The organism is Chloroflexota bacterium, assembly GCA_020850535.1.
GTDB lineage: Bacteria > Chloroflexota > UBA6077 > UBA6077 > JACCZL01 > JADZEM01.
Map to the genome: position 1 here is coordinate 19,824 of JADZEM010000076.1, position 12,155 is coordinate 31,978.

General features: G+C 68.8%; 7 protein-coding genes and 1 pseudogene. 4 read left to right on the plus strand and 4 right to left on the minus strand.

Annotated elements, in window-relative coordinates; genetic code table 11:
* Window positions 1-363 precede the first annotated feature (363 nt).
* The 3 genes and pseudogenes from IT306_11430 (at window position 364) to IT306_11440 (ending at window position 4,022) form a co-directional block, all read left to right on the plus strand.
* Window positions 364-1,281, plus strand: a pseudogene (locus IT306_11430) (hypothetical protein).
* A 549-nt stretch (window positions 1,282-1,830) separates the two neighbouring features.
* Complete coding sequence (locus IT306_11435; protein ID MCC7369028.1) at window positions 1,831-2,616, plus strand: methyltransferase domain-containing protein; 786 nt, start codon at window positions 1,831-1,833, stop codon at window positions 2,614-2,616.
* A 374-nt stretch (window positions 2,617-2,990) separates the two neighbouring features.
* A complete protein-coding gene (locus IT306_11440) occupies window positions 2,991-4,022 on the plus strand; it encodes a dihydrodipicolinate synthase family protein (protein MCC7369029.1) in 1,032 nt (343 codons plus the stop codon).
* A 147-nt stretch (window positions 4,023-4,169) separates the two neighbouring features.
* On the opposite strand, the gene IT306_11445 is transcribed toward IT306_11440, so the two are convergent.
* The gene (locus tag IT306_11445; GenBank protein MCC7369030.1) at window positions 4,170-4,979 is read right to left on the minus strand and encodes an SDR family oxidoreductase; all 810 of its coding nucleotides are present in this window, start codon (window positions 4,977-4,979) and stop codon (window positions 4,170-4,172) included.
* Between the two features lie 169 nt (window positions 4,980-5,148).
* On the opposite strand from IT306_11445, the gene IT306_11450 reads away from it, so the two are divergent.
* Complete coding sequence (locus tag IT306_11450; protein ID MCC7369031.1) at window positions 5,149-7,341, plus strand: heparinase II/III family protein; 2,193 nt, start codon at window positions 5,149-5,151, stop codon at window positions 7,339-7,341.
* Between the two features lie 36 nt (window positions 7,342-7,377).
* On the opposite strand, the gene IT306_11455 is transcribed toward IT306_11450, so the two are convergent.
* From IT306_11455 to IT306_11465, 3 genes are all read right to left on the minus strand, one after another.
* Window positions 7,378-8,478 (minus strand): hypothetical protein, encoded by a 1,101-nt coding sequence (locus IT306_11455; protein ID MCC7369032.1) that lies wholly within the window; start codon window positions 8,476-8,478, stop codon window positions 7,378-7,380.
* Window positions 8,479-8,650: 172 nt separating this feature from the next.
* On the minus strand, window positions 8,651-9,280 hold the full coding sequence (locus IT306_11460) for a Uma2 family endonuclease (GenBank protein MCC7369033.1): 630 nt from the start codon (window positions 9,278-9,280) through the stop codon (window positions 8,651-8,653).
* Window positions 9,281-9,452: 172 nt separating this feature from the next.
* Window positions 9,453-11,705: an ABC transporter substrate-binding protein gene (locus tag IT306_11465; protein MCC7369034.1), complete on the minus strand. Its 2,253-nt coding sequence runs from the start codon at window positions 11,703-11,705 to the stop codon at window positions 9,453-9,455.
* Window positions 11,706-12,155: the final 450 nt, after the last annotated feature.

Here is a 12,155-nt window from a genome sequence, read left to right on the forward strand (position 1 = left end):
GCTCGCCCGACGGCTGCGTGGTCAGTGCAGGGGTCCACAAGATCCGCGCCACCAGCCCGCCACCTCCCGACGCGGAGCTGGTGGGCCTGCACCCCAGCCTGCCCCATGGTCCGTGTGTCGCGGAGAAATGGCCCGCATGGCGCATGTCCGCGACAGGCCGCATCTCGTTACCCTTGGAGAGGTGACCGCTCCTGGCGGCCGAGAGACACAGATCGGACGAGGAGCAGACGGATGCGATGGGCGGCGTGCAGCAACATCTGGAGGCGGTGGCAGCGTGCCGAGTCGCGGCGTGCCAAGCCCCGACGTACCGACCGTGCCAGGCTCGGCGCGCGGGCGGCGGCGAGCGTGCTGCTGGCGGCCGGGCTGGCGACGGTACTGGTTACGACGCCCGCCAGTGATGCTGCGCCAGCGGCAGCCGTGCCAGCCATCGGCGGCTGCCAGCTGTTCCCAGCGGACAACATCTGGAACACGCGCATCGACAGTCTGCCCGTCCACACGAAGTCGGACAACTGGGTCAGCAGCATCGGCGCGTCCACGGGGCTCAAGGCCGACTTCGGCAGCGGCCTCTGGAACGGCTACCCTATCGGGATCCCGTACACGACCGCGCCCGGCAGCCAGGCGGCGGCGAGCATCGACTTCGAGTACGCAGACGAGAGCGACGCTGGCCCGTACCGGCTGCCGGACGATGCGCCCGTCGAGGGCGGCGGTGACCGGCACGTGCTGGTGGTGGACCGTGACCGCTGCCTGCTGACGGAGGTCTACGCGGCCACGCAGACCTCGCCGGGCGTCTGGACGGCCGGCTCGGGCGCGGTCTACGATCTCAACTCGCACGCGCTGCGGCCGGACGGCTGGACCTCGGCGGATGCGGCCGGCCTGCCGATCCTGCCCGGCCTCGCCCGCTACGACGAGATCGCGGCGGGGGAGATCGCCCACGCGCTGCGCTTCACGGCCCAGGTGACCCAGGATGCGTACATCTGGCCGGCCCGCCACGAGGCGTCGAGCAACACCAGCCCGAACGTTCCGCCGATGGGCGCCCGGGCGCGGCTCAAGTCCAGCGTCAACATCTCGTCCTACCCGGCCGAGGTGCGGATCGTGCTGACCGCCCTGCGACGGTACGGGATGATCCTGGCGGACAACGGCTCGAACTGGTACATCAGCGGCGCGCCGGACGCGCGGTGGAACAACACGAACCTCCAGCAACTGCGAAACATCGTGGGGAGCAACCTGGAGTTCGTGGACGAGTCGTCGTTGATGGTCAACGCGAACTCCGGCCAGGCACGGAGCGCCGGCCCGACGCAGACCCCAACGCCGACGATCCCGCCCACGGCCACGGTCCCGCCGACGCCAACACGCACCCCCACGCCAACGCTCTCGCCGACGCCGCGCCCGTCCTGCTCCCCCAGGCCGCACGCACGCGTCACCACCTCCCGCCTGACGGCCGGCCGCCTGGACGTGACGATCGCGGCTGGGGTCGGCTCGGGCGCGCCGAACAACACGGTCCAGGCGCTGCGGTTTGGCACGCCGACCAACGCCCGCATCCTGGTGAACGGGCAGACGGTGGCTGGCGGCACGCGGGTGGTGTGGCCGGCCGGAGCTGGCCCGGCCCACTTCATCGTCGAGCGGGTCCAGAGCGGCGTCGGCGCGACGGTGCCGCTGGTGGTCGAGGATGACTGCGGCGACTGGTCAACGTTCGTGGGCGGCGGCGCCGGCGCGTTCTGACCGGCGCGCAGCGAGCCATCCTGTGCTACGCTGGACGAGTGGGCAGGTCCGTGGAGACCTCCCAGGCCGCCCCCAGCGGCTTCCGTCGCGGTGCATCCTCTCGGAGCCACCATGAGCATCTGGGCAAGCGGCGCTCCCTATGACAGGTACGTCGGGCGCTGGAGTCGGCCCGTCGCGCGGACATTCGTCGAGTGGCTCGGGCAGGCAGACGGCGGGGCGTGGCTCGACGTTGGCTGCGGGACCGGGGCGCTCAGCGCCACGATTCTGCGCGAGGCAGCGCCGGCCGAGGTCGTCGGCATCGACGCCTCGCAGGGGTTCGTGGAGTACGTCCGTACCCAGGTGCAAGACCGCCGCGCGAGCTTCGAGGTGGCCGATGCCCAGGCGCTCCCCTTCGACGCCGGCCGGTTTGACTGTGCGGTGAGCGGCCTCGTCCTCAACTTCATCCCGCAGCCCGAGCGGGCCCTGGCCGAGATGGCCCGTACGGTCCGCTCCGACGGGACCGTGGCGCTCTACCTCTGGGACTACGCCGAGGGCATGCAGATGATGCGCCACTTCTGGGACGCCGCGGCGGCGCTCGATCCCAACGCCGTCCCGCTGGACGAAGGCCGACGCTTCCCGATCTGCCAGCCCGAGCCGCTCGCGCAGCTCTTCCGCGACGCTGGTCTGGCCCAGGTCGAGGTGCGCGCCATCGACGAGCCGACCGTCTTCCGCGACTTCGAGGACTACTGGTCGCCGTTCCTCGGCGCGCAGGGGCCGGCCCCGAGCTACGTGACATCGCTGACGGAGACGGCGCGGGCAGCGCTCCGCGAGCGACTCCGCGCCACTCTCCCAACTGCCGCCGACGGGGCGATTCGGCTCACCACCCGCGCCTGGGCCGCGCGCGGCCTTCGCACGTAGGAAACGTCACACCCATCAGTCAGCCGCTCAGATCGGCCCAGCAAGAACTGGCTCGAGTGGTCTCTGCCTCCCCAGCGCCGTCGCACGGTCGCTGGTGCTCCCAGAGAGCGGTGAAACGCGCAGTCGGGGACTGAAGTCCCCGCCTACAGTCATTCCGTCGCTGCGCGACGGACGCCGGGAGCAGCGGCAACAGGTGAGCCTGGAGCGTCGCGAAGCGACTGCAGGATGGTAGGCGGGGCTTTCAAGCCCCGACGACGCTGCACGGCAAGCCTACGATTCCCTGTCGGGTACCATGTCGGGGAGCGCGCCAGCGGCCCGGCGACGCCCGATCCCACCCTCGCGGCAGTCTCACCCTTCCAGATGGAGCGGCGGCGATGCGGCCCAGCGGACCTTCCACTGCCCCTGACCCGACACAGAGCGTCCGGTCTGTCCAGGCGCGGGTGCAGCCGCGCCAGATCGACGGCATCTCGGCGCTGCTGCTCCCCTACCGCGCGGATGGCCAACCAGACTGGCAGGCCTACGCCGACAACCTGGAGCGCACGGCCAGCGCGGGCCTGCGGCCAGCCGTCAACATGGACACCGGCTACGTCCACCTCCTGACCGACGACGAGCGCACCCAGGTGCTGAAGATCGCGGCGCAGACGCTCGGCGGGCGGCCCTTCGTGGCGGGCGCGTTTCTTGAGGACAAGATTGGCGAGGACAGGGCGCTGCCCGGTCAGTCCGCCGACGACTTGATCGCGCTGTACTGTCGCGAGGGCGAGCAGATCCGCGAGCGCGGCGGCACGCCAATCCTCTTCCAGAGCACCGCCCTGACCAGCCTGCCAGACGGGGAGATCGCGCGGGTCTACCGCGCCGTCTCCGAGCGGGTCGGCCCGATCCTCGGCTTCGAGCTTGGCTCGATGTTCGCGCCGTTCGGGACCATCTACTCGCTGGGGCTGTTCGAGGAGCTGCTTCAGATTCCCGGCCTGCTCGGCATCAAGCACTCCTCGCTGGACCGCGCCCAGGAGTGGCAGCGGCTGGCGCTGCGCGACCGTCTCCGCCCCGACTTCAAGGTCTACACCGGCAACGACCTCGCCATCGACATGGTCATCTACGGCAGCGACTACCTCCTGGGCCTCTCGTCGTTCGCGCCCGAGGCGTTCGCGCTACGGGATCGGCTGTGGGCGGCCGGCGACGCTCGTTTCTTCATGCTGAACGACGTCCTCCAGTACCTGGGGGCGTTCGCGTTCCGTGCGCCGGTGCCGGCCTACAAGCACAGCGCCGCCCAGTTCCTCTACCTGCGTGGCCGGATCCCCGATCCTGCCACGCACCCGCGCTCGCCGGGCCGCCCCGCCACAGACCTCGCGATCCTTCAGGAGATCTCTCGCCGCCTCGACGCCGTCGTCGACGCGATCCAGACCCGATGACTGGCCGAGTGTGTCTCGCCGGCAACACCATCGCCACGCCTGAGCTGAACGCCCCCGAAGCCCTCGCCTTCTTCCAGAGGCTCGGCCTCGACGGCATCGACGCCCCCTCGCACGGCGGGCACCCCCACTGCCGCGAAGTTGCCTTCCCTACGTTCCCGACGAGAACGAGATCGTGCCCACCATCCCGCTGCCGCCGCTCGCCATCAGCGTCTCGCCGGTCACGATGCCTGACTCGTCGCTGGCCAGGAACAGGATGCACCGCGCGATCTCCATCGGGTCAGCGCCCCGCCCGAGCAGGTTCGCGGCCGGCTCCTCGCGCAGGATCGCCTGGGCCTCGTCATAGGAGACGCCCAGCGCCTCGGCCTTGCGACGGATGTGGAACGGCGTGATCGTGAAGCCGGGGCAGACGGCGTTGACCCTGATCCCCTGAGACGCGTGGTCGCAGGCCATCGAGCGAGTCAGCGCCAGCAGCGCGGCCTTGGTCGCGTCGTACTGAGCCATGCCGGCCCGCCCGTTGATGGCATTGGTGGACGACACGTTGACGATCACGCCGCCGCCGTTTGCAGCCATCTCCGGGATCGCGAACTTGGCCGCGAACGCCGCACCCAGCAGGTTCGCCCCGAGGATCCAGTGCCATGACTCGGCGGTCGCCTCGGTGACCGGGCCGTACAGTCGGACGCCAGCCGCCGTCACCAGGATGTCGAGCCGGCCGAACTGCTGGACCGTTGCCAGGACCGCCTGCTCGGCGTCGGCCTCCTGCCCCACGTCCGCCACGATGCCCAGCACCTGCTCGCCGGTGGGGTCGATGTTGGTGGACGCCCGGCCCACGGCCTCAGCCACCGGGTCCACGATCGTCGCCGATGCGCCCTCGCGGACGAAGAGCTCGGCGGTGGCGGCGCCGATGCCGCCAGCCCCACCCGTGATCAGCGCAACCTTGCCGGCGAGCCTGTCTGCCATAGCTCAGCCCTCCCTCGTCGTCGTAGACAGGAGTGTGCCTGCTGGCCGCACGGTGTGCCAGCGCCACGCCCCGGAGCCTCATCAGGGCACAGGCGGCGAGCCAGCACGGCACAATCTTCCGCTGATCTCGTTCATTCCCTCGGAGCCGTGTGCCAGGAGGGCCGTCAGCGTGAGTCAGATGCACCGACGCAGCCAGCGGATCAGCCGGCGGACCGCGCTGCGCGTGACACTCGCGGCCGGCGTAGCAGCCACCTTCGGGCTGGCGGCCGGGGCGGACGGCCGCGTCACGTCAGCCGCACGGTCGGCCGTGGCAGCGGTCCTGGGCAAGCAGGCCGGGCCAACGCCGCGCATCCTGCTGCCAGACGACTTCACGGCGATCCGCGCCAAAATCGACGGTCAGGCGTGGGCGCGTGACGTCTTCGGCTCGCTCAAGCGGTTCGCTGACGGGCTGGTCGCGGGCGCGCCGCCCATCCCCGAGACCGGCGGCGGCTGGTTCCACGCCGGCGGCGAGGGGTACGAGATCACCCGCGTCCACAATCGGCTGGCCGAGGGCGTGCGTGCGCTTGGGATCGTCTACCGGCTCACGGACGACATGGCCTACGTCCAGGCCGCCCGTTCGATCCTGCTCGGGTACGCCACCCGCTACCCTGGCTACGAGCCGCACGATCAGTATGGCCGCACCGGGCCGAAAGCGTACCACCCCGGCAAGGCCACCTCGCAGGGGCTGGATGAGGGGATCTGGCTGGCCGCGCTCGCCTTCGGCTACGACCTCGTGCAGGAGGGGATCGCCGCCGAGGACCGGCAGACCATCGCCAGCGGCCTGCTCCGGCCAGCCGCCGACCTGCTCACGGCCTACAACGTCGGCCGGCAGAACCACCAGACCTACTACAACCTCGGCATCGGTCTGACCGGCTTCGCGCTGGCCGAGCCGCGTTACGTCGAGCATGCGATCCTGAAGCCGGACAGCGGCCTCGTCTATCAGCTCAGTCCCGGCGCCAGCTACACCGCCGACGGCTTCTGGTACGAGGGCAGCGTCCACTACCACTACTACGCCCTGGAGGGCATCCTCGGGCTGGCCGAGGCCGCCCAGCGCAACGGCTACGATCCGTACGGCCTGCCGCTGTTGCGTGCCGCCTTCGAGTTCCCGCTGGCCTACGCCGACGCCGAAGGACGCCTGCCGGCCTTCAACGACGGCCCGCCGGCCTCGCTCTTCGAGTCGTGGCGCGGACGCCAGTACGAGATCGCGTACGCTCGCTACGGCGATCCACGCTACGGTGCGCTGGTAGCCAGGGCCGGCCGGAGCAACAGTTACCACAGCCTCGTGTACGGTGTGGCCGAGCTACCCGCTCCTTCCGAACTGACGACCGGCAGCGGCCCGAGCACGATCCTGGCCGACCGCACCATCCCCGTGCTGCGCGCGGGGGAAGGCTCCCGCCGACTGCAGCTTGCGATCAACGCGATGCCGTACGTGGGCAGCCACAGCCAGCCCGCGCAGCTGGAGATCGACCTGTCGGCCGGCCCGAACCGCGTCGTGCCGGCCCCGGCCTCGATCAAGTACGCCGATCCGCTCCACGCTGGCTGGTATCGGCAAACCATCTCCCACAGCACGGTGATCGTGGAGGGCAAGAGCCAGGGACGCGGCGGCCCGACCGAGATCGTGGCGTTCCAGGCCGGCACGCTGGCGCAGGTCAGCAGGGTCCGCAGTGGCTCGGCCTACCCTGGCACGCTGCTGGACCGCATCTGCGTGCTGCTGGACGTTGGCCTGCTCGACCTGTTCCTGGTGACCGGCGGCCAGGAAGCCACGCTCGACTGGGCCTTGCACCACGCCGGCGATCTCGCCGTCGAGCTGCCGACCCAGGCCCGGCGCGCCCCGCCGCTGCCCGGCTACCAGGAGCTTGAGGACGTCTTTGACGGCCGCACAGACGCCCCCTGGCGGGCGCGCTGGACGCTGGCGGACGGCTCGCAGAGCGCGCTCTGGGTGGGCGCTGCCCCCGGCACGACCGTCATCGCCGGCCGGGGGTACATCGGCGGGCCGGACCAGAACAACGATCCGACGATGGTCTCGGCGCTGATCGTGCGGCGGCAGGCGGCCTCGACGGCGTTCCTGTCAGCGCTGCTGGAGGGCGGCGACGGCTCGGAGACGGTCACCATCCGCCCGGCCACGCGCGGTGGCACGGCGGTCGGCGCAGAACAGGCGGTCGGCCTGACGATTGCCACCGCGACCGCCACCTACGCCGTCTGGCTGGCAGCCGGCCCCGAGAGCTACCAGATCGACGGGCGGCAGATGGTCGGCGGGCAGGTGCTGGTCGAGCGCACCGACACGGATGGAATGACACGGACAGAGTCGGCGGCGCTGGGGTAGGGGGTGGTGCAGGCCTTCGCCCCTACCCGTCCCGCCCTATGCGCCAAGCTCCTTGCGGACAATCGCCGCGCCCTCGGCCAGCGCCTTGAGCTTCATCTGCGCCACCATCCGCGAGAGCGGCTTCATGCCGCAGTCCGTCGTCAGGTAGACGCGCTCCGGCGGCACCACCGCGATCACCTTGCGGATGCGCGCTGCGATCTCCTCGGGCGTCTCGACCATCATATTGCGGATGTCCACCACGCCGACGGCCACTTCCTTGTCGGCGGGCAGCGTCTTCAGCGCGTCGAGATCCACCATGTCGCGGTTGGCGAAGTCCAGCACGAACTGATCGACTGGCACATCGTAGAAGTACGGCAGGACCGTCTCGTAGCCGGCCGGGAAGATGCCGGAGAGCCGGTTGCCCCAGGCGTTGCCGTAGCAGAAGTGCCACGCGATCTTCGCGTCCACCCCGTCGAAGCACTGGGCCAGCACATCCGCGATCCAGGTGTAGTCGTCCTCGTTGCCGGTGAACAGCGGCAGCCACGACCCGAGATCCTCGAACTGGAGGAAGGTCGCGCCCTCGGCCACCAGATCCTTCATCTCCTGGTTGAAGATCGGGGCGAGCGCGTACGACAGCTCACGCGGATCCTTGTAGTGCTTGAAGTAGACGTGCCACGCCAGGTTGACCGGCCCCGCCCCCACCGAGACCTTCATCGGCTTCCTGGCGAACCGCTTCGCAACCTTGTACAGGTCCACCAGGCGGATCGGGCCGTGCTTGACCGGCCCGCTGTTGACCACGCCGCCCCAGTCCGAGAGCAGCGCGATCTCCTTGCTCATCGTAGCCGCGCCCACCGCCGACGGGTGCTCCTCCTTGGCCTCCTCGAAGCCGCCGATGCGCTCATACATGTACCAGCAGAACGAGCCGATGACGCCGACGTAGTCGTCGTAGTACATCTGGCCGTCGGTGATGATGTCGAGGCCAGCCGTCTCCTGATCGTGGATGACGGCGTGGGTAGCGTCGGCGTAGGCCTCGGCATGGTCGACATTCTTGAACGCGACCCGCACGTCTCGGCCGTTCAACTGCTGAGTGAACCAGTGCGGGCGCGGGTACGAGCCAACCATCGTGGTCGGCAGGATGGTGTCGACGATCTTCCGCATCGCGATCCCCTCCCCGGAACGTGAGCGGCGCGGCTGGATCGCCCTGGCCGGACGATGCAGCACACGCCTGCACTGGAGAGGGTACGCCGGCCAGCGACCAACTGGCAGATAGCTGCACCGCCCGGCGCGCGAACCTGCCGCGCAGCTTCGAACGGCGGGGCCAGCTCGGCGGCTACGCGCCAGCGCCGCGCAGACGGGCGAGCACGGCCGCCAGATCGCCGGACAGCATGCTCGGGACGTGGAGGTGGAGGCCGGGGAATTGCTCGCTCTCGATGATGCCATCCGCGTCAGGCTCGACGAGCACGTACTCGCCGCCCTGGAGCCGGAACCAGTCAATCGCCTCGTTCAGCACGCGCCAGACGACGTACTCACGGACGCCGTTCCGCCGGTACGCTTCCTTCTTGACGTGGAGGTCGTAGGTGGCGGAGCTCGCGGCGACTTCGACCACGAGTTGAGGAGCACCTTCGAGGTAGCCGTCCTCGGTCTCGCGCGGGCCGCCGAACCCTGGCCGGAAAAGGATGGCGTCCGGCTGAACTTCAACCTTCGCATCCAGGTAGACCGTCACATTGTCGCCAAAACGCACGCCAGGCGACTGCGAGACGTAGAGAGCCAGCCAACCCATGATGAATCCATGTGGCTCACCATGTTGGGCTATGCGAACTGGCGATGGCACGTAGACCACTCCATCGATAAGCTCGGCCTTCTTGATGTCCGGGCGCGCGAGGTACCGGCGGTGGAACTCCTCGCGAGTGAGATGGTCACCGGCTTCCAGACTGGTGGACGCTTCGACGCGCACGGCCATGTCCCAACCTCCCCAGGGGCGGGCAGCAGCAAATCTGATGGGGTCTCCGTCAAGATTGTACGCCAGCCGGCGACGCCAGACGGCAGCCCGCCTGGATGGCGGGCTGCCGTCTGGTAGATCCGTCAGATGGCCGTCGCCCCCTTGAGCAAGGGGAGCAAGGGAGCGGCCAGCGTCAGCTCTTGAAGTAGAAGGTCACCGGCCGCGAGATGCCCGGCGACTTGCCGTCCGGGCTGTTGTACATCCGCGCGGGGATGTTCCCGAAGTTGTTCTTCGCCACGCGGATACCCTGCGCCGCCGGAGAGAGCCCGACCACGCCAATGGAGATGACGTTGTCCGTCACGAGCTTCCAGATCTGGCGGCCGGCCTGGATCCGCTCATCCTCGGGCATGCCGTACCCACGCCGGAACAGGTCGTAGATCTCCTTCAGGTAGGCCGGCGGCTCCTTCCCCTCCTTGCCGTTCGAGAGATACCACTTCGCATACAGGATGCCGCCAGCAGTCGTGGTGTTCGACGGGAAGATCTGGTCTGGGAACGTGAACATGTGCTCCGAGCCGTCCGCGACCCAGGCATCCAGATGGGTCTCGTTGCCGGCGGCGCGGCGCTCGGCCAGCGAGCGCTCGTTCTCCTGCACGATCAGGTCGATACCGATGCGCTTCCACTGGTCGCGCATCATCTCGCCGATGCGGGTGTACTGGAGGAACTGGCCGCCCTTGGTCTGCAGCTCGATCCGCAAACGCCCCTTGCCATCGGTCCGCGTCCGGAAGCCCTCGGGATCCTTCTGCGACAGGCCGATGGCGTCGAGCATCTCGTTCGCCTTCTTCTGATCGTAGCTGTGCCAGAGGGTCCGATACTCCGGGCCAGGGTTGTACTTGTTCGTCTCGACGGGCACCAGCGAGCCCGGCGTCCCCAGGCCCAGCCAGAACGTCTCGTTGAGCTGGTCGCGGTCCACGCCGAGCGAGAGCGCCCGGCGGAAGTCGACGTTCGTCAGCCACTTCGCGATCTCGGGGTCCGCCTCGTACGACAGGTTGAAGCGGATGTAGCAGTCCGCGCCGTAGTCTCCAGGATCGAGGAGCAGCCGGTAGTTGCCCTTCTGCTGGTTCTCCAGGATGACCGGGATCTTGCCCGCGTCGACGTGCCGCTCTTGCATGTCGTACTCGCCGGCGATGGTCCGGAGGTTGAGCACCTCCAGGTTCTCGGCGAGCGTCATCTGGACCTTGTCGAGGTACGGCAGCTGGTTGCCCTCTGGGTCCACCCAGATGCTGTACGGGTTCCGCTCCAGCACGAAGGTCGGATTGTTGATCGGCGTCCTGGTGACCCAGGGCGTCACGACCGGCAGGTCGGGGTTCAGGGTCCAGTCGTTCTTGAACTTGATCAGGTTGACCCAGTTGTCGAACCCTGCCGCCTTGACGTCGGCGTCGAGCTGCTCCTTGTTTGCGTACTTCGGCAGGTACTGCTTGAGGTAGTGCCCTGGCGCAAACGAGCCGAGGAAGTTGAGACCCTGAAAGGCGTGCCCGGAGATCGCCGTCGAGCCGGCCAGCACGTCCGGCAGCAGGTAGTACGGATCGGGGAAGACGTAGCGGACGGTGAACTCGTCGGCGCCCTTCTCGATCTTGCCGGGCTTCCCGTTGATGCTCATCAGGGTGTGCCCGGACGGCACCAGCTCCTTGTTCTGGTAGATCTCCTCGAACCAGAACGTGAAGGCGTCGGCGGTGAACGGCGTCCCGTCAGACCACTTCATGCCGCGCCGCAGGTTCAGCACCAGCACCTTGCCGCCGTCTTCGATCTTGAAGTCTCTGGCAATGTTCGGGACGACCTTCTCGCCGGTGTAGTCCCAGAAGAGGATGCTGTCTGGACCGGAGGCCGCGCGCCAGCCGTTCCACTTGTCGCCGGGGCCAGTGAAGCCTCGACGCCACGTGCCGCCGTACTTCCCGATCTCGTGGACCGGCTTCACGACGAGCGGGTCTTGTGGCACGCGCTGCTCGACGGGTGGCAGCTTGCCCGCCTTGACCAGCTCCGCGAGCATCGGCGCTTCCTTGAAGCTCTTCGGGAACTGGGCGACGTCTGTGATGATCGTCGGCCCTTCGAGCTTCCCGATCAGTTGCGCGCCAAGCTTCGGCTCGCCAGCCGGCTTTGCCGGCGCGGCAGCCGCCGCCGTCGGTTTCGCGACCTCGGCAGGTTTGGCGGCCTCGGCAGGTTTGGCGGCCTCGGCCGGCTTCGTGGCCTCGGCCGGCTTCGCCACCGCGGGGGCCGTGGTGGCGGCTGGTTTCGCCGCCTCGGCGGGTTTGGGCGCCTCAGCCGGCTTCGCGGCCGGCGGCGCGGACGCCTGACTACACGCTGCCAGGAGTCCGAGCCCCGCCAGACTCGCCGCTCCCTTGAACCCGAACGCGAACAGCTCTCGACGCGAAAACCCGTGCACCCTCGCCATCGCTGGAAACTCCCTCGTTCCAGATAGGCCACAGAACACCCTGTAGCCGCAGTCCTGCACACGCCGTCATGGCATCAGGACATAGATGGACACGGTAGCCGATAGCTGGCCACGCCGTCACGTTTGAGCGAAGGCATCTCTAAATCGATGCGACTGAGGCTGGCCGCCAGCAGTAGAGCGCGTACCGCAAGCGTTCCCGCCAATCCATTTCACTCGTTCGCTATCATCTCGTCGCTGGTGAAGCCTGCCATGATAGCTTCACCAGTTCAGGGGGATCTCGTGGCGGATAGCAATACGCAGGGCGATTGCATGTTCAACGGGCAGTCGGGGACTGAAGTCCCCGCCTACAGTCACGCCGTCGCTGCGCGACGGCCGCCGGGAACGGCCGGCACTGGTGCGACTGGCGCGTCGCGCAGCGACTGCAGGATGGTAGGCGGGGCTTTCAAGCCC

Coding starts and splice junctions, on each gene's coding strand:
- IT306_11460 (MCC7369033.1), bottom strand. CDS start 9,280: ATGGCCGTGCGCGTCGAAGCGTCCACCAGTCTGGAAGCCGGTGACCAT.
- IT306_11465 (MCC7369034.1), bottom strand. CDS start 11,705: ATGGCGAGGGTGCACGGGTTTTCGCGTCGAGAGCTGTTCGCGTTCGGG.
- IT306_11455 (MCC7369032.1), bottom strand. CDS start 8,478: ATGCGGAAGATCGTCGACACCATCCTGCCGACCACGATGGTTGGCTCG.
- IT306_11445 (MCC7369030.1), bottom strand. CDS start 4,979: ATGGCAGACAGGCTCGCCGGCAAGGTTGCGCTGATCACGGGTGGGGCT.
- IT306_11435 (MCC7369028.1), top strand. CDS start 1,831: ATGAGCATCTGGGCAAGCGGCGCTCCCTATGACAGGTACGTCGGGCGC.
- IT306_11440 (MCC7369029.1), top strand. CDS start 2,991: ATGCGGCCCAGCGGACCTTCCACTGCCCCTGACCCGACACAGAGCGTC.